Annotated in this window: 20 protein-coding genes; 11 read left to right on the top strand and 9 right to left on the bottom strand. The window is 39.5% G+C overall.

All coding sequences use genetic code 11. The annotated features are described in order from the left end of the window. Positions 1-23: 23 nt before the first annotated feature. The 9 genes from CWB66_RS04430 (at position 24) to CWB66_RS04390 (ending at position 8,013) form a co-directional block, all read left to right on the top strand. Complete coding sequence (locus CWB66_RS04430) at positions 24-839, top strand: helix-turn-helix domain-containing protein (RefSeq protein ID WP_138584472.1); 816 nt, start codon at positions 24-26, stop codon at positions 837-839. An 84-nt stretch (positions 840-923) separates the two neighbouring features. Further along, a complete protein-coding gene (locus tag CWB66_RS04425; protein ID WP_138584471.1) occupies positions 924-1,181 on the top strand; it encodes a DUF3081 domain-containing protein in 258 nt (85 codons plus the stop codon). After that, positions 1,181-1,486 carry a hypothetical protein gene (locus CWB66_RS04420; protein ID WP_138584470.1) on the top strand — a complete coding sequence of 102 codons (306 nt, stop codon included), beginning with the start codon at positions 1,181-1,183 and terminating at the stop codon, positions 1,484-1,486. The genes CWB66_RS04425 and CWB66_RS04420 overlap by 1 nt, the downstream gene beginning before the upstream one ends. A 409-nt stretch (positions 1,487-1,895) precedes the next feature. After that, positions 1,896-2,471, top strand: a complete 576-nt coding sequence (gene betI, locus CWB66_RS04415; protein ID WP_138584479.1) for a transcriptional regulator BetI — start codon at positions 1,896-1,898, stop codon at positions 2,469-2,471. A 1-nt stretch (position 2,472) separates the two neighbouring features. Next, positions 2,473-3,936 (top strand): betaine-aldehyde dehydrogenase, encoded by a 1,464-nt coding sequence (betB, locus tag CWB66_RS04410; protein ID WP_138584469.1) that lies wholly within the window; start codon positions 2,473-2,475, stop codon positions 3,934-3,936. Between the two features lie 11 nt (positions 3,937-3,947). Then, complete coding sequence (gene betA / locus CWB66_RS04405) at positions 3,948-5,615, top strand: choline dehydrogenase (RefSeq protein WP_138584468.1); 1,668 nt, start codon at positions 3,948-3,950, stop codon at positions 5,613-5,615. A gap of 157 nt (positions 5,616-5,772) precedes the next feature. After that, positions 5,773-6,990: a BCCT family transporter gene (locus CWB66_RS04400; RefSeq protein WP_138584467.1), complete on the top strand. Its 1,218-nt coding sequence runs from the start codon at positions 5,773-5,775 to the stop codon at positions 6,988-6,990. A gap of 9 nt (positions 6,991-6,999) precedes the next feature. Beyond that, on the top strand, positions 7,000-7,701 hold the full coding sequence (locus CWB66_RS04395; RefSeq protein WP_138584478.1) for a TorF family putative porin: 702 nt from the start codon (positions 7,000-7,002) through the stop codon (positions 7,699-7,701). 120 nt (positions 7,702-7,821) lie between these two features. Next, on the top strand, positions 7,822-8,013 hold the full coding sequence (locus tag CWB66_RS04390; protein WP_252371710.1) for a hypothetical protein: 192 nt from the start codon (positions 7,822-7,824) through the stop codon (positions 8,011-8,013). 213 nt (positions 8,014-8,226) lie between these two features. On the opposite strand, the gene CWB66_RS04385 is transcribed toward CWB66_RS04390, so the two are convergent. Next, entirely contained in the window at positions 8,227-10,467 is a 2,241-nt protein-coding gene (locus CWB66_RS04385) for a carbohydrate binding family 9 domain-containing protein (RefSeq protein WP_138584477.1), read from the bottom strand. A 142-nt stretch (positions 10,468-10,609) separates the two neighbouring features. Further along, complete coding sequence (gene fdxA / locus CWB66_RS04380; protein ID WP_138584466.1) at positions 10,610-10,933, bottom strand: ferredoxin FdxA; 324 nt, start codon at positions 10,931-10,933, stop codon at positions 10,610-10,612. Positions 10,934-11,129: 196 nt separating this feature from the next. On the opposite strand from fdxA, the gene CWB66_RS04375 reads away from it, so the two are divergent. Together CWB66_RS04375 and CWB66_RS04370 are read left to right on the top strand one after the other, a co-directional pair. Further along, on the top strand, positions 11,130-12,737 hold the full coding sequence (locus tag CWB66_RS04375) for an NAD(P)/FAD-dependent oxidoreductase (RefSeq protein ID WP_138584465.1): 1,608 nt from the start codon (positions 11,130-11,132) through the stop codon (positions 12,735-12,737). 92 nt (positions 12,738-12,829) lie between these two features. Beyond that, positions 12,830-14,329: an amidase family protein gene (locus CWB66_RS04370; RefSeq protein ID WP_138584464.1), complete on the top strand. Its 1,500-nt coding sequence runs from the start codon at positions 12,830-12,832 to the stop codon at positions 14,327-14,329. Positions 14,330-14,359: 30 nt separating this feature from the next. Here CWB66_RS04370 and CWB66_RS04365 read toward each other — a convergent pair whose 3' ends face one another. The 7 genes from CWB66_RS04365 to CWB66_RS04335 form a co-directional block, all read right to left on the bottom strand. Then, positions 14,360-15,664, bottom strand: coding sequence for a DEAD/DEAH box helicase (locus tag CWB66_RS04365; protein ID WP_138584463.1), 1,305 nt, complete (start codon positions 15,662-15,664; stop codon positions 14,360-14,362). 90 nt (positions 15,665-15,754) lie between these two features. Next, on the bottom strand, positions 15,755-16,984 hold the full coding sequence (locus tag CWB66_RS04360) for a beta-ketoacyl-ACP synthase (RefSeq protein ID WP_138584462.1): 1,230 nt from the start codon (positions 16,982-16,984) through the stop codon (positions 15,755-15,757). After that, the gene (gene fabG / locus CWB66_RS04355) at positions 16,984-17,709 is read right to left on the bottom strand and encodes a 3-oxoacyl-ACP reductase FabG (RefSeq protein WP_138584461.1); all 726 of its coding nucleotides are present in this window, start codon (positions 17,707-17,709) and stop codon (positions 16,984-16,986) included. The genes CWB66_RS04360 and fabG overlap by 1 nt, the downstream gene beginning before the upstream one ends. Then, positions 17,706-18,161, bottom strand: a complete 456-nt coding sequence (locus CWB66_RS04350; protein WP_138584460.1) for a hotdog family protein — start codon at positions 18,159-18,161, stop codon at positions 17,706-17,708. The genes fabG and CWB66_RS04350 overlap by 4 nt, the downstream gene beginning before the upstream one ends. Further along, positions 18,154-19,323 (bottom strand): beta-ketoacyl-ACP synthase, encoded by a 1,170-nt coding sequence (locus tag CWB66_RS04345; protein WP_138584459.1) that lies wholly within the window; start codon positions 19,321-19,323, stop codon positions 18,154-18,156. The genes CWB66_RS04350 and CWB66_RS04345 overlap by 8 nt, the downstream gene beginning before the upstream one ends. After that, positions 19,320-19,880: a DUF3261 domain-containing protein gene (locus tag CWB66_RS04340; RefSeq protein WP_138584458.1), complete on the bottom strand. Its 561-nt coding sequence runs from the start codon at positions 19,878-19,880 to the stop codon at positions 19,320-19,322. The genes CWB66_RS04345 and CWB66_RS04340 overlap by 4 nt, the downstream gene beginning before the upstream one ends. Then, positions 19,868-21,106, bottom strand: a complete 1,239-nt coding sequence (locus CWB66_RS04335; protein WP_138584457.1) for an NAD(P)/FAD-dependent oxidoreductase — start codon at positions 21,104-21,106, stop codon at positions 19,868-19,870. Before CWB66_RS04335 ends, CWB66_RS04340 begins: the two co-directional genes overlap by 13 nt. Between the last annotated feature and the right edge of the window lies 1 nt (position 21,107).

The raw sequence follows: 21,107 nt of genomic DNA, 5'->3' as shown, positions 1-21,107 counted from the left end.
GACATGTAATAAGGAGATTAATCGTGATACCTAACGCACAACCGATAGCATTAGATGGCTTTCAAAAAGCAAGTGTCAGTCCAGTATTAAGCTCCTTTATTGACAGCTATTGGTGTATAAAAAGTACCGAGTATGCTCCCAAAACAACCCATTTTTTGCACTCTGACTGTGCTTCGGGAATAATATTTAACTTTCAACAACCACTCACAATTAACGACTCTCGTTTAGATAGTGACGGTTATATCTGCACCACATTTTTTCAGTCACAGAAGCTAAATTTAACAAAAAACATTGATGCGCTAGGTGTAAGGTTTAAACCTGCTGCGACAAAATTATTCACCGACTTTCAGGCTAAAGATATTAGAGATTTAATTACTACAGATGTATGCACATTTTCAACTAATTATATGTATGATCAACTAGCTAACCATGACTCCTTTTGCGCACAAGTCCACTTTTTAAATGGCTTTTTTACAGCTCATCTGCACACAAAAACAATAAATATTGCACAGCAACACATTAGCCAATCATTACTTGGTATAGTGAGTAAAATGTGTGGGAATTTAACGCTAGATGATTTGAGTACTAAAACGGGCTTACATACAAAAAAAATTGAGCGTTTATTTGCCGAGTATATAGGTATGAACTTTCGACAATGCTCTCAAATAATAAAAGCAAAGCTGGCGATGCAGGCTATAAAAACACAACCCAATTTACCACTAGCCGAGCTTGCTTTAACATTAAATTACTTTGATCAGGCACACTTTACTAATCAGTTCAAAAAAATAATCGGTGTAACGCCTGCAAATTATCGACAGATAAAGCACAAAACCGCCTAAATTATAAATAATTTCAATGTAATTACTTGTAAAGTAAACCAATTAAAAGTTTTACACGTAGCATAATAAAACTAAGGAATGCACATGAAAAATGAACTCGATAACAAACAAATTTTGGCCGTGTATGAACGTATCATCCAAAAAGGTGAAATGACTGATGAAGGTAAACATTATCAGGGTGTTACAGCTTATTCAGACGTAGATGGCTATACGATATATTTACAAGGTAGCGGTGTTGAACTGCGCTTTGGTTTTCATAACACCTACCACCTTGACTACGAACATGAAAAGCATAAAGACGACTTTTTAAAAAAATTGTATAACATTGCAAACGAGAGCTAATGCACCCACGAAAAATAAGAAACCGCCCTACCAGTAAGCTCAATACTACTTTTATTAACCAAGTAGTAGAAGAGCTTAGAGCTGATCCAAGCAAAATCTCAATTATTCAAAACAACCTAGAACAGTACCGCTCTCAAACTCATTTAAAGCGTGGGTTCTTGCTGGCTATAGAGCGCTTTGATTGGGTTTTTGAAGCAAGTACAGACATTAACTTTATCTGTCAGCAAATTTTAGCTGATGACTATATTGGCAATAGGCTAAGACGCTACCCGTTACTTTTTAAAGGCGTTATCAGTCGTGTTTAATCCCCTATCCCCGTGTTTAATGCGCAATTTAAATACACATATTATGCTTGACTACTATTTATTAGAACACTAAGTAATTAGCCCTTTTGCTTTTGGTTGTATTAAAATAATACTATTAGCACTCTAACTATTAACCTACTAACGATTTTTTAATCTTTTTACTTACTTATATCAGTAAAGAAATCGTTACTCTGTATATGTGCAATCACAATTAATTTAACCCATTGTTTTTAATTACTTTAAATGAGATTTAAAATCCTTGCGTTTATCTCATTAGTTATAAAAACATTAATAAATTGTCTACACTTTGACATCTATATGTTCAGCACAGCCTTGAATTGTTAGAGCTATTACCTTAAGCTTATCTTTATTGAACGTTCAATTAATAAAAATTATGCCTAAAGTAGGAATGGAACCGGTCAGGCGTCAGCAGTTAATTGACGCTACTATAGAGTCAGTTGCTAATAAAGGACTGCAAGGGACAACTATAAACACCATTAGTAAAAATGCGGGTTTATCGTCAGGCATAATAAGCCATTATTTTGGTGGTAAGCAGGGGCTCATTGAAGCCACTGTAAGGTACTTATTAACAAGCTTAAAGCAAGATTTGATAGGCAAGGTCAGCTGTCAAACAAATGCCATTGAACGTTTAATGTTTATTATTGAAGCCAACTTTGCACTTGTACAGCAGCGTAATGATACAACCAGAACCTGGTTAAGTTTTTGGGCGCAATCGATGCATGACGAAGAGCTACACAGATTACAAAACGTAAACAGTAAACGCTTGCAAAGTAATTTAGCATTTTCTTTTAAGCAATTAATGCCTGCTGAGCAAGCAAAACAAGCTGCAGAACTTAGCGCCGCAATGATTGATGGCCTATGGTTAAGAGCAGTACTGAGTAAGTCAGACAATAATCAGTTTAAACACAGTGAAAAGTTAGCAAAAAGCTACGTACTTTCACTTATCAAGCAATATGGAGCTTAGCGTGACTACACCTGTCTATCAAAATTTTATTAACGGCCATTTCCTTGCAAACCAAAACGGCAAAACATTTGATGTAACAAACCCTGCAACAGGCGAAGTTATTTACGCAGTAGAAATAGCCGATGAATTTATTCAAAACGCAGCCATTGAAAGTGCAAAACAAGGTTTTGCCCAGTGGTCAGCAATGTCGCCAATCGAGCGTAGCCGTATTTTATTAAAAGCAGTGGCTATTTTACGCGAGCGCAACGATGAGCTAGCACTAGTCGAAGTACTCGACACAGGTAAACCAATGCAAGAAGCAAATTGTGTTGATATTGAAACCGGCGCTGATGTAATTGAATACTTTGCAGGCCTTGCGCCAGCACAAGTAGGCCAACAACAAATGGTTGGTGATGACTTTTACTACACACGTAAAGAGCCATTAGGTATTTGTGCGGGTATAGGTGCATGGAACTACCCACTACAAATTGCATGTTGGAAGTCGGGCCCTGCCCTTGCAGCTGGTAATGCATTTATATTCAAACCATCAGAAGAAACACCACTGGGCGCACTTAAACTTGCAGAAGTCTTTGTTGAAGCTGGCGTACCTGCAGGTGTATTTAATGTTGTTCAAGGCGCCGGGGACGTAGGCCAGTGGCTAACGCAGCACAGCGAGATTGACAAAGTATCCTTCACGGGTGAAGTGGGTACAGGCAAAAAGGTAGTGGCAAGTGCTGCCGGTACGTTAAAAGATGTCACGATGGAACTTGGTGGTAAATCTCCACTATTAGTATTTGATGATGCCAACATTGAGCAAGCGGTTAGCGCTGCTATGCTAGGTAACTTTTATACGCAAGGCGAGATTTGTACTAACTGTACACGTATTTACGTTCATAAAAATATCTATCAGCAGTTTATTGATGAGCTTAAAGCGCGTACTGAGAAAAATATTATTGCCGGCGATCCACAAGATTTAAATACAAACTTTGGCGCACTTATTTCTAAAAAGCACCAAGACCTAGTAATGAGCTACGTTGATAAAGGTCTTGAAGAAGGCGCAACACTACTAACCGGTGGTACAACGCTTTCACCTGAATCTGCACCTAATGGATACTTTGTAGCACCAACTGTGTTTATTGATTGTAATGACGATATGACTATCGTTAAAGAAGAAATATTTGGTCCAGTAATGAGCGTGCTTGTTTTTGACGACGAAGACGATGTGATTGCACGCGCTAACGGTACACACCTAGGCTTAGCGGCTGGCGTATTTACTAGCGATATTAAACGTGCGCACCGCGTTATTCATCAACTACAAGCTGGTATTTGTTGGATTAATGCATACGGTAACTCACCTGCTGAAATGCCCGTTGGCGGTTATAAGCAATCGGGTATTGGCCGCGAGAATGGTATTCAAACGCTTGATCAATACACGCAAACCAAATCTATTTATGTTGGTATGGCCGACATAGAAAGTCCATTTTAAGGCGCCTAACTATGAGTAATCATTACGACTATATTATTGTTGGCGCAGGCTCGGCGGGTTGTGTTTTAGCAAATCGCTTGTCTGAAGATTCAAGTAACCGTGTTTTGTTACTTGAAACCGGTGGCAGTGATAAAAGCATTTTTATAAAAATGCCAACCGCGTTATCTATCCCAATGAATAGTGACAAATACGCATGGCAGTTTCATACACAACCAGAGCCTCATTTAGATAACCGTGAGATGCATTGTCCACGAGGCAAAGTATTAGGCGGCTCGTCATCTATTAATGGCATGGTCTATGTACGCGGTCACGCAAAAGATTTTGACGAATGGCAGCAACACGGTGCTGAGGGTTGGGATTACCAATCATGTTTACCGTATTTTCAAAAAGCAGAAAGCTTTTACCTTGGTGAAAATACTTACCGTGGTGGCAAAGGCCCGCTGGGTGTTAATAACGGCAACGAAATGCAAAACCCGCTTTACCGCACGTTTATAAAAGCAGGTGTACAAGCCGGTTATGCTTCTAGCGATGACTACAACGCGTCGCAGCAAGAGGGTTTTGGCCCAATGCACATGACCGTTAAAGACGGCGTGCGCAGCTCTGCGTCTCGTGAGTATTTAGACCCTGTTAAATCGCGTAGTAATTTAACGATTATTACAGGTGCACTGGCACAACGCGTGATTTTAGATGGTAAAAAAGCCACTGGCATTGAATACAAAGTAAATGGCGATGTTAAAACCGCGCATGCTGCAAAAGACGTTATATTAAGTGCAGGCCCAATCGGCTCTCCACATATTTTACAACTCTCTGGTATTGGTGATACTCAAGCGCTTGAAAAAGCAGGCGTTGAAGTACAGCATCATCTACCAGGTGTTGGTCAAAATTTACAAGATCATCTCGAATTTTACTTTCAATACAAATGTAAGCAGCCAATCACGCTAAATGGCAAATTAGGGCTTATTTCAAAAGGGTTAATTGGCGCGCGCTGGTTATTAACGCGTTCGGGTTTAGGTGCAACGAATCATTTCGAATCGTGTGCGTTTATTCGCTCAAAACCAGGCGTTGAATGGCCAGATATCCAGTATCACTTTTTACCAGCGGCTATGCGTTACGATGGACGAAGTGCATTTGCAGGTCATGGCTTTCAGGTACATGTTGGTCATAACAAACCAAAAAGTCGCGGTAGTGTCACTATTGCTTCTGCGAACCCTGAGCAACCACCAACGATTTTATTCAATTACCTTGAACACCAAGACGATATTGAAGGCTTTAGAGCGTGCGTTCGCTTAACACGCGACATAATCGAACAAACAGCCTTTGATGAATACCGCGATGAAGAAATTCAACCCGGTAAACATATTCAAACAGATGAAGAAATAGATGCCTTTGTACGCCAAGCTGTAGAAAGTGCCTACCACCCTTCTTGCTCATGCAAAATGGGTGAAGATGATATGGCCGTGGTTAACTCACATACGCAAGTACATGGTATTGAAGGATTACGCGTTGTTGACTCATCTATATTCCCAACCGTCCCTAACGGAAACTTGAATGCACCAACCATTATGGTTGCCGAAAAAGCGGCAGATATAATTTTAGGGAACAAACCATTACCAAAATCGGATGTAAATGTTGCCATAACAACAAATTGGCAAGAAACACAACGTAGTACACAGTTCTAACTTTAGCCATGTGCTTGATTTAGCCTCGTCGGGCTAAATCAATGCGTGCCTTGCAGTGGCACACGATGTAAATAGGTTACGTTGTGTTTATGCAAGAACAAAACAATAAAATACGGAGTGCTTATGAATTATTTTTATTCATCTTTGGAGGGTAACAATGACTATTTGGCTTAATGCAGGCATCATTTTTACCTTACTTGCCATTATCACTATTTTAATTAAATGGGGTAATGTTCGCGTAGTAGGTGTAACACCAGTAAGAACCTTCACATTTATAGCAATACTATTTACTTCTGGCCTTGATGTTGGCCTTATTATGTTTCCTTTAACTGAGTTTGCAGGTTATGCAGACATAAAAGCAAGCCCAGAATACGCGTTTGCAAACCCGCTTGCTATTGAGTTTGGCTATTGGGGATTTTTGATCTGGGGATTTTACTTTCTTACGTGCTTTTATTTCTGTGTAATAGAACCTAAAGTTAAATTTTTCGAAATTCCTTGGGTTAAATTTATCAATAATGTTGTAATTATTGGTACGTGTGCATTTACCGCTTATTTATTATTGACCAATCTACCATGGTACTTACCTGAGTTAGGTGATGGCACCAGCGTAGTCACTGAGTTTTATTTTATTGTATTTGCAGCAATATGTTTTGCAGTGTATTCAAGTACCGACATTAAATATGTGCGTATTTTAAGTATTGCTACCACGTGGTTATTCTTAGCACTCATTGGTTTTATGTGGGTTGGCGCATTTGTAATTGGCGACAGCGAAATGTCTGCATTTACAAATAACTTAGGCTCAATTGGCACTTACTTTGCTAATATCAATCAATTTGTGTTGCCGCTAAATGATTACCATGAGTTCTATCTATTCTGGTGGTTTGCGTGGAGCATAATGATTGGTCAATTTACATCACGCTTTGTTGGCGGGCTTAAAACCTACCAAGTATTAGGGGCAATGTTAATTTTCCCTTCAATTCCAATCGCAATTTGGTTTAGCGTACTTTATCACTACCACGAAGCAGGTATTCCAACTCAAGGAATCAAAAACTTTGCAATGGTATTTGTAGGTATCGTATTTGTTATTAACTCACTCGATTCGTTAGTGCGTTTATATACTGATAACCTAAACTTTACCGTGAAACGTTTTGGTAAAATGAAATATATACTTGGAAATGTTGTCGCTTTGTCATTACTTACACTATTGTTTAAATTAGAATTTCTACAAATTCAATGGGTCGGTGCACTCGTTATAGGTTTATTCTTTATCTGCGCTGCATTTATTGGGTACAGTAAATTCAAAACAGTAACAGATATAGACAGTTCACCAAAAGCAAACAAAATAGATTACACAAAAATAGACACAGTACACTAGGGATCAATGATGAATAACAAACTAAAACAACTTGTAGTAGCACTACCATTTGCACTTTTATCAACAACTGCAGCAGCTGATTGGTCAACAACAATCACAGCGGCATCTGACTATACCTTTAATGGTGTAACACAAACAGATAACGACCCAGCGATTCAAGGTAGCCTAGATTATGCTTTTGATAGCGGCGTCTACGCTGGTGTATGGGCTTCAAATGTAGATTTTGGTGATGACACTGATTTTGAGCTTGATGCTTATGTAGGTAAATATGTACAACTTGATGAGCAATTTAGCGTTGATTACGGTATCGCTTATTACACCTATCAAGGTAATAACAGCGATGGTAACTACGCTGAAGCTTACACTAAGTTTGGTTATGCCAGTGAGTATGGCCAAACTGAGCTTAACTTTTGGTACAGCTGGGATTACTTTGGTCAAGGTGGAGGCCATGTAATTTCAATGATTGCACACACCTATGAGCTGGCTCCAAATCATGCACTACGTGCAAGCTTTGATATTTCAAACTCGCTTGACGGACAAAAGTGGGCGTGGGACGTAAACGAGAAAAAATCATACAACCATTACCGTCTAGCATATCAAACAAGCTACGAAGGTTTTGGTATTGAAGTAGCGGCTGAAAACACAAGCTTAGATTACGATTATGCAGATGAGCGTATTGTTTTAGCTATTTCACGCACATTTGATTTGTAACCCACAAATATCTAAAAAGCCTCTTTATGAGGCTTTTTTTATGTCATTTAAATAGTAACCACGCTTAAAATATTCTTAACTGGCTGTATTAAAAAGATATTAAAAACTGAAATGTCTACAATGACAGTAGCAAAAACAACGGGAGTTTGGTGGATTAGCATATTAACAGCGATTATTAGAAAGCATAGGAAAGAATTGTTAAATGCAGTTAATGGAGCATTTGACTTTCTGAGGAAAAATGCAGCTAGTGCGCACCCCAAACGCGATCGCAAAGCAGAAGTATTTCAGTATGGGGTAGAGCCAAATTTTTAAGGCTTTACTTAAAGTTTTTCTCAAGTACCTACCTATGAAGTACCTACTTATGACATCCATGTATGCAACAAAGAGTAAATTCCCCTTGGCAGCGCATGTTTGGTATTTATGCTGCGTTATTGCCTGATTAAGTGCTGTAAGTTCGGGCTATAAACCATTGTTTAAAGCCCCGAGATGTTTAGCGTTAATTTATGCACGCAAATGCACACATTATTACAACTGCCAAGCGTAACTCACTTTTGTGAAAAATGTACGCTTATCTCGCTCAACACTATTGAGTTTATCGTCTTGATAACCTTTGTCTGAGTAACCTAAATAGAATAACGTTTGTGCGTTAATTTTATACGAGTAAACAAGTTGGCTCCCGTAATCCTTATTCGTTTTGCTGACTTGATAAAAATAAGCATCTTTATTTTTATCAATATCTTCAAATTGTAAAATTAACTTAAGCATTGAACGCATACTAAATTTATAATAAAGCCTAAAATCAATTAAGTTAGCAGTAAATACACGCTCATTTTGCGGATTATCTAACTGACTATATTTATGTTTTACATCAAGTTGCCAATGATCGTTAATATCCCATACCACTTGAGTTTGCGTATTGAGTACATCACCAAGTTGTTCATTTGCGTAATCAATGCGGCTTGCATACTCAGCATATAACGAAACCCTTAAATCTTTGTTGGGTTTAAACGTGGTGTAAATATAACCAATGTTTTGATTGTAGAAACTATTGTTATAATTTTCATAGCGGTGTACAAAGCCAATTTCAAAAGTAGACTGTTTTTGGCCTTTAAAGCTTAAAAAACCTTCATGCTCTTCTTCAAGTAAATCACCATTTTGTGCCCATGTTTTATCCCAGTCCGCTTCATATGACCAGGACGTCAATAAGTCACTTTCATCTCGATACCACGTCTGTCCGCCACCAAAAACAATTTTTTCGTAATCGACTTTCTCTTGGTAACCTAAATCAGTTCGGTAATCTTCTCCAATATTTTCATACGATGTGAATAATTTATAATCACGTTTATCACGCGTGAGTGCTAATGAGTAAGCTTGATCAGATTGCGTTTCTGCTAAACTATAATTTTTAACTAAAAAATCAGAGTTACGTGTATCAGCTGTAGCAACCTGATACATAAACGTGTCTGACTGATTAAACCAATAGCTACCATCTACCGATAAAACGGTATTATGATAATCATCACTCTCTCTGTGAGTACTTGAAATACCAATTGTGCCGTTTTCGCCCATATCAAACTGATACCTTGCTGCGGCGGCATTCGTTTTATCATTTAAACTGGCAACACTAGAACTTTGGCTACTTGGCAGTAAAATATTACTATTGTCGTCATCTGCCAACATAAGTGCATAGCTATGATTGCCCGTTTTCCCTGTTAACTTTGCACCTAGCGTTGGCTCTGCAATCGTACGCGTGTATAAAAGCTCAAATAAGCTACTTTTAAAATAAGATGCGCCATCTAAAAAGAATGGTCGTTTTTCAGCATAATAAACTGAGAATGTGGTATTAACATCAAGCTCTAACGAGTCTGTTTCTACTTGTGAAAAATCAGGGTTAATGGTTGCGTTTATAACGGCATCTTTTGTTAAGCCCCAACGCAGGTCTAAACCCACTTCGGTGTCAATATCGCCATTATTCCAATCACCTGGAACTTTTGATTTAGTATCGTGGCGTAACGTCGTTAATGTGGGTGTAAGTTGAACATTGCTACTTGACTCAATTTCTTTAAATCCGGTTATTTTATCAAACTGGCAAAGGCTGCATTTTATATCGCGATCAAAGCCCATATTTGATAGTTGATAAAGCACATCTCTTTGGTAATTTCTCATCACTGAGAAGCCCCATGTCAGCTCTTTTTCATTCTCAGGAAAGCGCAGTGCCTTAAAAGGAATACGCATTTCAACAACATAGCCTTCTTCGTTAATTTCTCCAGCGCTATCCCAAATAGCATTCCATGAGGTATCAGAGCTCCACCCGTCTGTATCGGTCATGCGGATATCGCCCTGCGCGCCAAGCGGATTGACATGAAACTCGTAGCCCGTGCGCTCATCATTAAATGTGTCAATAACAAGAATGACTACATCATCTTGCCAAAGCGTATCTCGGTCACGTAAAGATGCACGAATTTGCTCTGGATCAGGATCTTGCGCTATAAAAGCAACATACAAGTTAGTACCGTCATCATAAATATAAGCGTCCGTTTTTACCGGCGGCACCCCTTTTTCATTGGGTTCATCTTGGTAAATGAGAGGAATGTGCGTCGCATTTTTCCATTGAGGTTCGTCCATAACGCCATCGACTGTAATGTTTTTGTCAATACGGGCTAAAGAAAAATGCTGTTTATCTGCAAAAGCGTTGGCACTAGTCAACAAGGCTAGCGTTAATAAGAAAAGAGAAAGTTGTTTTTTTATAATCATAAAATAGTACATAAACATCCATTTAAACTGATCTGACTCAAGATGAGCAACTGTTAAGCTGGATTGTAATTTATGTAGGTACATTTGTTAATACCTTGCAAAAATTATAATGCAAAATATTAACTAATTAATAATAAAGGCGTACTATTTTCTGCTACGTGTCGAGGAGTTTGAGTTTATCTGTCACCCCATTCCACATATCAGCATCATCAGGGGCGGGTTTTACTTGTGTAATTCGCGGCCATACAAGTGCAAGCTCGGCATTTAACTCAGTAAACTCTTTTTGGGATTCAGGTAATTCATCTTCTTGGTATATAGCATCAGCTGAACACTCAGGTACACATAAGCCACAATCAATGCAATCAATTGGGCTAATAGCTAAAAAATTAGGGCCTTCAAAAAATGCATCTGCTGGGCACACTGATACGCAATCGGTGTACTTACATTTTATACAATTTTCGGTAACTACAAACGCCATACTATTTTAATACCTAAGATTTTAAACAACAGCTGTGGATCATACCCATCCACTCCAAAAACACAATAAATAAGTGCCATATCAGGCTATTTTAACGTAAAATGCGCGCCTAATGTTTGCACATCCGTTGTGCCCTGCATCCCCTTATTGTGAGCGGTAAATAAATCCCCCGCTATGACACCTAAAAGAGATATAAATGATACGTTTAACCGAAATAAAGCTGCCACTTGATCATGACGAAAATGCAATAGGCCAAGCCATTGTAAATAAACTAAAAATCCAACCAGAACAATTGCACAGCTTTAATGTGTTTAAACGTGGTTACGATGCACGTAAAAAATCAGCTATTTTACTTATTTATACACTCGATATAGAAGTTGATAACGAAGCCGAGCTACTCGCTGCATTTGAAAAAGATCAACATGTAAAAGTAGCGCCAGACACAAACTATAAATTTGTCGCACAAGCCAGCGAAAATATAACAGAGCGCCCAGTGGTTATTGGTTTTGGTCCGTGTGGTTTATTTGCTGGCTTATTACTTGCTCAAATGGGTTTTAATCCCATTATATTAGAGCGCGGTAAAGAAGTGCGCGAGCGCACAAAAGACACATTCGGCTTTTGGCGTAAACGTACACTCAACACAGAATCAAATGTACAATTTGGTGAAGGTGGCGCTGGTACTTTCTCTGACGGTAAATTATACAGCCAAGTAAAAGATCCAAAACATTATGGCCGTAAAGTCATTACTGAATTTGTAGAAGCAGGCGCACCTGATGAAATTTTATACGTAAGTAAGCCGCACATTGGTACATTTAAACTTGTCACCATGATTGAAAAAATGCGCGCTCGTATTATTGAACTCGGCGGCGAAATTCGCTTTAGCACACGTGTTGACGATATTCATTTAGACGATGGGCAAGTAACAGGTTTAACACTTTCAAATGGCGAGCAACTAAACACTCGCCATGTTGTATTAGCGGTTGGCCACAGCGCACGCGACACGTTTGATATGATCCACAAAAAAGGCATTTATGTTGAAGCAAAGCCATTCTCAGTCGGTTTTAGAATCGAGCATAAACAATCAATGATCGATGAATGTCGTTTTGGTACAAATGCAGGAAACCCAATTTTAGGCTCTGCCGATTATAAACTTGTTCATCATTGCGACAATGGCCGCACAGTTTACAGCTTTTGTATGTGCCCGGGTGGCACTGTAGTCGCTGCAACCTCTGAAAAGGGCCGCGTTGTTACCAACGGTATGAGCCAATATTCACGAAGTGAGCGCAACGCTAACAGCGCTATTGTGGTAGGTATCTCGCCAGAGCAAGATTTTCCGGGTGATCCCCTTGCTGGTATAGATTTACAACGTAAACTTGAAGAGCAAGCGTATGAGCTTGGTGGTAGTAACTACGATGCACCAGCACAGTTAATTGGTGATTTCTTAAAAGGTAAATCATCTGCAGATTTAGGTGAAGTACAACCGTCTTATACACCCGGTATTAAATTAACGGATTTAAGTAAAGTACTTCCACAATACGCTATTGATGCACTTCGCGAAGCAATACCTGCGTTTAATAAACAAATTCGTGGTTTTTCAACTAACGATGGTTTATTAACAGGTGTTGAAACACGTACTTCGTCACCTATTAGTATCAAGCGCGACAAAACATTCCAAAGCATCAATACTAAAGGGCTTTACCCTGCAGGTGAAGGCGCAGGCTACGCTGGCGGTATTTTATCAGCAGGTATTGACGGTATTAAAGCGGCTGAAGCGGTTGCACTTTCTATACTAGAAAACGCTTAAACGTCTTTTTTAAGCAGTTTATCGAAAAGCCTCACATTGTGAGGCTTTTTTGTGCTACATGTATAAAAAATAATAATTCAAGTATCACAATAATGATTAAAACATTCACTTTTTCATTACTAACCGTATTAGCCATTTTTAATGTCGAAGCACAAGAGCTGAAAACTATTGACGAAATTCACAGCGCTTATAAAAATAATTCTATTAATGCACAGCAACTCACCCAAAATTATATAGACCGAATTAATAAACTAAATCCCCAATACAATGCCGTTATTAGCATTGAGCCTACAGCGATTGCTCAAGCTAAAACGTTAGATGAACTTGCCGCCAAAGGCACGTGGGCAGGTCCGTTACACGGCATACCTGTACTTCTTAAAGATAATATAGAAACTAAAGGCACACTTCCCACAACCGCTGGCTCTTTAGCACTTAAAAATAACGTTACTAATAATGATGCTTTTGTTGTTAAACAACTACGTAATGCGGGCGCTATAATTTTAGGTAAAGCTAATTTAAGTGAGTGGGCAAATTTTCGTTCATCCTATTCATCTTCAGGCTGGAGTGCCGTAGGCGGACAAACACATAATGCGCACGATGTAACACGTAACCCATGTGGTTCTAGCGCAGGTTCTGCTGTTGCGGTAGCGCTTAACTTTGCGCCTATAGCATTAGGGACTGAAACAGACGGTTCAATTACGTGCCCTGCCTCAGTAAATGGAGTTTATGCAATAAAACCGAGTATGGGCCAAGTATCACGCTCAGGCGTTGTACCTCTTTCAAGTAGCCAAGATTCAGTAGGGCCGATGGCGCATTCACTTAAAGATGCGCTGCTGGTTTTATCTGTTTTGCAAGGTGAGGATTCACTTGATGCGACAACTACAGGGTTTGAATTAAAAACTGATAATGTAAAACCAAAATCGTCACTTATTATTGGTGCACTACCAAGTGATAAATTTACAATTGAAACGCAGCGCCTTTATGCCAAGCAGCTACAAACATTAAAACAGGCTGGGCACACTGTTATTAATGTAGATATTACTGATAACTTAGATACGCTATTTATTGATGAATACTATATTTTACTTTACGATTTCAAAGCTGAAATTAATCATTATCTGGCTAACACTCCAAAACAGGTAGCTGTTAAAAACCTAAAAGCACTTATTAACTTTAATATTCAAAATAAAGACACAGAAATGCCTCACTTTGAGCAAGATATCCTTGTTCAATCGCAAGCTATTGACTTAACTAATAAACAAAAATATCAGCAGACTAAAGAACGCTATCGTACTTTAGCAACGACAGCCATTGTTAATGTCTATAAAAACAACAAGCTTGATATTGTTATAGCGCCTACAGTATCACCGGCCTGGAAAACAGACTTAGTTAATGGTGATAATTTTAATGGCAGTAGTAGTTCGTTATCTGCCATTGCTGGCACAACGCACATAACCCTACCGGTCGGAAAAGTAAGTGGTTTACCGGTTGGTTTGTCCATAATAGCAAATAAAGAGGACGAGCAAGCCGCTTATGCTTACGCACACATTATTGATGATGTGTTATCACCAGGCACAAAAAAACCTGAGTAAACTCAGGTTTTTTAAACTAAACGGCGTTAACTATAACTTTTTAAGTGACAGTTTTTCGCCTTTTAAGCTTTTACGAATACTTGATATACGTGAGCGGTTAACTGCACGAGCTTCACCGGTTGCTTGTCCTGATAACTTGTTAGAACGTGTACGGCGTAAATGCGCTGGCTTTTTACCAATTTTATCAATGAGTACTTCGCGATTACTTACTTCGTAACCTTCTAAATATACACGCTTAATCTTTTGACCAATTAGCGTTTCAATTTCAAACAGGGTGTTTTCTTCTTCACGGCTCACAAATGAGATAGCTTGCCCTTGACGACCTGCACGACCTGTACGACCAATGCGGTGTACGTAATCTTCTGCAAGCCACGGCAAATCAATGTTAATTACGCGCGGTAAACCGTCAATATCGATACCACGAGCAGCCACTTCTGTAGCCACTAATACGCGCACTTTACCTTCTTTAAATTCACGTAAAGCACGACGACGATTACCTTGAGATTTATCACCGTGACAAACGCCAGCTGGAATACCATCAAGGTTAAGCTCTTTTACAAGCTCGTCAGCTGTTTCTTTCATGTTTACGAATACAAGCACTTGCTGCCAGTTTTTCTTGCCAATCAATTCAGAAAGTAGCTCTTGTTTACGACGTTCTTCAACAGGGTAAACAACATGCTCAACCGTGCTTGCTGTACTGTTAGTTTGATCAACACGTACTATTTCAGCTTGTTTCAATACTTTAGATGCAAATTGTTTAATTGCTGCTGGGAATGTTGCAGAGAACAGTAAAATCTGGCGCTCTTCTGCACAGCTTTTAATGACATTTTGCATATCTTCAATAAAGCCCATATCAAGCATACGGTCAGCTTCATCAAGAACAAGGTGCTTAACACTTGCAAGGCTTAAGTTACCTAAACGAATATGATCAAATAAACGACCTGGCGTTGCAACAACAATATCAACACCTTCTTTTAAAGCATTTGCTTGGCCGGCAGTGCTAACACCACCAAATAAGCTAACGACTTTAAGTGATGTATGCTTTGCAAAATCTCTAAAATTATTTGCAATTTGTTCTGCAAGTTCACGCGTTGGCGCAAGTACTAATGCATGAGGTGCATTCGTTGTGCTGAGTTCAGACTCAACCAATTTTTGGATGATAGGTAAAGCAAACGCGGCAGTTTTGCCGGTACCAGTTTGTGCACTGGCTAAAACGTCTTTACCTTTACGAACAGCAGGAATAGCTGCGCGCTGAATGGGCGTAAGAGTGTGATAGTTAAGTTCGTCCAACGCCTGGATGATTTCAGGAGCGAAACTAAAAGATTTAAAATTCATGCTGTATAACCTACGGCCACATTATCAAGGGTCGCAAATTATACAGCAAAAACGCGTCAACAGTTAGTCATTACTTCTATTTTAACGTGTTTAATCTGCTTTATAGCGTTTAAATATTAAAGAGGTGTTAATACCACCAAACGCAAAGTTATTACTCATCACGTAATCAGTATTAATCTCACGCCCTTGGTGTGTTATGTAATCAAGCAGAGCACATTCGCCATCAACGTTATCTAAATTAATTGTTGGTGCAAACCAGTTATCAGCCATCATATTAATGCTTGCCCATGCTTCTATTGCACCACAAGCACCTAATGTATGTCCCAAATAACTTTTTAACGAGCTAATAGGTTTACTGCCAAGTGCGTTAAACGTCGCATGTGATTCGGCAATATCGCCTTTGTCTGTTGATGTACCATGCGCATTAACGTAACCAACTTTTTCTGGTTTTAAATTAGCATCTTGCAGCGCCATTTCAATCGCTAATTGCATTGTTTTTGATGTTGGTTGCGTAACGTGTTCACCGTCAGAATTACAACCAAAACCAACCACTTCTGCTAATATTGTCGCTCCGCGCGCTTTTGCATGTTCGTACTCTTCAAGGATCAACGTGCCTGCGCCTTCGCCTATCACTAAGCCATCACGATTTGCATCAAAAGGTCTTGGTGTTTGTTTTGGTGTTTCATTTTTTGTAGATGTTGCATAAAGGGTATCAAATACGGCGGCTTCAGTAATACATAACTCTTCAGCTCCACCAGCCACCATTATTTTCTGTCGCCCAAATTTAATTGCTTCATAGGCATAGCCTATACCTTGAGAGCCTGATGTACACGCTGAACTTGTTGTTATAACGCGCCCTTTTAAACCAAAAAACACACCAACATTTACCGGGGCGGTATGTGCCATCATTTTAATGTAACTGGTTGCTGTTACACCCGACATCGAACCCGTTTCCATCATATTTGCAAAAGCGAGTAAAGGCGCAGTTGAACCGGTTGATGAGCCATACGCTATACCCGTAGAGCCGTCTGTTAGGCTTTCGTGTTCAAGTAAGTCAGCTTGTTCAAGTGCGCACTCAGTAGCGCGAGTCGACATAAGGGACACTCGCCCCATTGAACGTATTTGTTTACGCTTGTAGTGACTTGGTCGCTCAAAGTGCTTAACTGGCGCTGCTAAACGGGTATTGAGTTCACTCGCTATATCCCATTCAGGCATAGCAACAACCGCATTTTCGCCTTTAATTAAGGCTTGTTTAAATTCACACCAATTATCGCCAAGCGCAGTGACCACTGACATACCTGTGACTACAACACGCTTCATCAAACCATCCCGCCATTAACAGAAATCACTTGGCGCGTAATGTAAGCGGCATCATCAGACATCAGAAAAGCGACGGTTCCTGCAACTTCTTTAACGCTACCCATGCGCTTAAGAGGAATCATTTTCATCATTTCATCAACGGGGAGATCGTCAGTCATCGCCGTTGCTATTAAACCAGGTGCCACACAATTCACTGTAATTTTGCGTTTTGCTAACTCTAAAGCAAGTGCTTTACTAGCACCAATTATACCCGCTTTAGCTGCACTATAATTTACTTGCCCTCGGTTACCCGCTATGCCCGATACCGATGACATTGTAATTATTCGCCCACCTCTTCGGCTCTGCACCATAGGCATTACAGTAGGATGTACCACATTATAAAAACCATCAAGGCCTGTGCGTATAACACAATCCCAGTCTTCACCTTGCATGGCCGGAAACGCCATATCGTTAGTAATACCTGCATTACACACCACGCCGTAATAAGCGCCATGCTGAGCAATATCTTGCTCTATTTGTGCCTTTGCCTGCTCTCTATCGCATACATCAAATTGCAGTAAGCTGGTCGTTCTACCTAAGTTATTAATTTCATCGCATGTTGCTTGAGCTTGTTCGACACCCGATCTGCAATGCACCGCAATATCAAATCCTTGTTCTGCAAGTTTTAACGCTATTGCTTTACCAATACCACGGCTTGAACCCGTAACTAAAATTCTTTTTTTCATTGATTTTCTCTTATAAATTCCAGCGGATCTTTAGGCTGAAATACATTAATTTTTGCTTGGCAAAGTACAGTCTCACAATCATGTATTTGGCACTCAAACACACTTAAACCAGACTCGTCTTGATACAGCTTATGTGCATTTATTGTTAGCTTACTGCCTTTTTTGAAAAACGGTTGGTAAGTTTGGTATTTACGTGTACCAATTAAAAAGCCAATTTTTACAGGTTTATTTCCATCATTCGCCAACGCACCAGCATAAGCAGCTATAGACTGCGCCATATATTCAATACCAACATAACTCGGTACGCCGTTTATCACTGGACTAAAAAAAGGGCTATGCTCAGTTACAGTAACGCCGCATTGCGCTTCATCTTCGCTATACGATAAAAGACTCTCGATTAGAATCATAGGCGAATCATGAGGAACAACTTGCTCTATAGGGTAATTAGTCAAGGTTACTTCCCAATATTAAACTGGCGTTATTGCCGCCAAATGCGAATGAATTTGATAAACAGTATTTGAGTGTCGGCTTAAAAGCTTGTTTAATTATTTTTATATCAGCCAAATTACCTCCGCTTTTAATTGCATTATATGGAAGTGTATTGTGACCACGGCCTTTTAATAATAGCCAACAAATACCAGCTTCAATTGCACCCGCTGCACCCAGAGTATGCCCTGTTAGATGCTTACTAGAACTAAGCGGCGTATTGTTGCCAAACACACGATTAATTGCAAGTGCTTCCATTTCGTCATTTTTTAAAGTGGCCGTGCCATGAGCATTAATATAATCAATGTCGCAAGGCGCTAATTGAGCACTTTGCAGCGCTTGTTGCATTGACGCTTGAGCGCCTATCCCATTTGGATCGGGTGCAGACATATGATGCGCATCGGAGCTCTCTCCACTGCCTAATAACTTAATACCACTGTTTGTTATAGGCGTATCTTTAGTCATTATAAATAAAGCAGCTCCTTCACCAATATTAATACCGTCTCTGTCACTAGAAAAAGGCTGACATAAGCCAGAGCTTAAAGAGGCGAGTGAACTAAAGCCATTAATTGTTAATTGACACAAACTATCTGCACCGCCACAAATAACCACATCCGCTAAATCTGCGTTTAACAACGCACGCGCACTAATTAGTGCTTTTGCACTTGAGGTGCACGCTGTAGAAATACTGTAACAAGACCCTAATGCACCCACTTTATCTGCGACATAGTGAGCTGGCGTTGCTAATTCTTGATCGCTATAACTAAAGTCACTAGGCCATAGCCTTGTGCTTTCATGGGATTTACGCGCTCTTTCGCCGTCATGAATATTTGAGGTACTTGTACCCATTACAACTGCGATACGTGATTTGTCAATATGGGATAGTTTATTTAACGTTGGCTTGATTTGCTCCAAAGCTAAATCGATAAATGTGTTAATACGCTTTTTATTTGATAAAGCAATAGAGTGAACTTGACCAACATACAACGTAGTGTGCTCAGCGCTTAAGTCTCTATTTTTGCTTAGTATAGGCGTTGCTGGGTGATAGTCATTCAAGCTCTTTGTCGTTGCATGTTGGCCTATTCCCATAGCACTTACAATGCCTAAATCATTGAGCCAATATGTCACTGTGCCACCTTTTTAAATGTAATTTGATACTGATGTAAAATGTTATTCAATGTGGTTGATTTATCATTATAAGCAATAGTCATCAACATACTGTCATCATTAAATATACGCCGAGTGGAGCCAACGTGTTCAATTAGCGCACCGGTTAATTGCGCTTGTAAAAACTCAACGGGCCAATGTATTAAAGCAATATCCGCCAAAATATAATGAGGGTCTATCCCTTCTACCACCAACATATTTCTTGTTTTTACTGGGCCATTTAAAGGTTTTTCTAGCTCCATTATTGGAAAACCTTGCACTGTCATCAACAATAACTTAATGGTGCCAAGCTCACTTATACCTAGTTGTGCAAACACAGTGTGTTGTTTATGTTGATTCGTAATATACAAAACATGTTGCCAAGACTGACCAAACATTTTTGCTGGTACGCTATTGATATTTAATTGAATATTGGGCGATAGATACACTCTATCTTTAGATGCCGTAAAACTCGTACATGCACTCAATACAGTAAATATAAATACAATACACACTGCACACTTAATTAATTTTGACATAGCTGAGCCAACACATTTAAACGGCGTTCACTTTGCGCAACAAAAGGATTATTCGTATCCCATGCGTAGCCTGCTAAAATTGCACTGATCATTTCTCGTACTTGGTTATTTTGTTCAGAATAAAAGATCACATCCTGAAAACGCGTATCGTACCACCCTGTTACAAATGTTCTAAAACAATCGACTCCAGCTTGTAATGGCTGTGCGTAGTGAGTGTCAAAATCGACGACTTCGTTTTTTAAATAGCAATCAACAAGTGGCGCAATTAAATTTGCAGATTTGAGTGCAATTGTTACACCTGATGAAAATACCGGGTCTAAAAACTCTCCTGCATTACCCAATAAAGCAAAGTGTTTACCATATAACTTACTCACATTTGCCGAGTAGCCTTTAATATTCCTTGCAGGAGTTAGTAACTCACGTTGTGCTAACAGTGTGTTCAAATAAGGGTCTTGATCTATAAATTGATTTAGCAAATGGCTAGATTCGTCATCATTAAAACGCTCCGACTGCGCCACAACACCAATACTCGCAGTACCATCACTAAAGGGGATAAGCCAATACCACACGTCAGAATGTTGAGGGTGTACGGTAATCAAAATTTTATTACGATCGAAGTTTATATCACTAATATTGTCTTTAAAGTGACTAAAATAAGCGCTCCGAACAGGAAAGTTAGAGGGAAGCTCTAAATCTAACAATTTTGGTAATACACGCCCAAAGCCACTTGCGTCCAATACAAATCGGGCATTAACGCGATAAGCTTGCTGCTGTTCATTGTGTACCACTAGCGACGCACCATTTAACTCGTCGTTATAATCGACCACCGTGTGTTGATATCGAATTTCTACGCCTTGGTCTTGTGCTTTGTCTGCTAACAACTTGTCAAAGTCGGCTCTTTTTACTTGATACGTAGTGCCTGGGCCATCAGTGAATTTTTCGGTGAAGTTTATAGTTGTATTTTGCCCCGCCCGATGAAAAGCAGCGCCATCTTTAAATTGAAAACCTAAAGACGCTGCATTGTCATGTACCGTATCAATTAAACCTGCCTCTTCTAAGTAAGCCATGCATTGCGGTAATAAGCTTTCACCAATTGAAAAACGCGGAAACACCTGTTGCTCAAGTACAAGTACCCGCCAACCTTTCTGAACTAACAGGCTACTAGCCAGAGCGCCTGATGGACCCGCGCCAATAACAACAACATCGTACTGCTCAAGGTTATTCAAT

Origin of the sequence: Pseudoalteromonas sp. S558 (assembly GCF_005886635.1) — a bacterium.
GTDB lineage: Bacteria > Pseudomonadota > Gammaproteobacteria > Enterobacterales > Alteromonadaceae > Pseudoalteromonas > Pseudoalteromonas aliena.
This window is presented reverse-complemented; position numbering and strand designations above follow the sequence as displayed.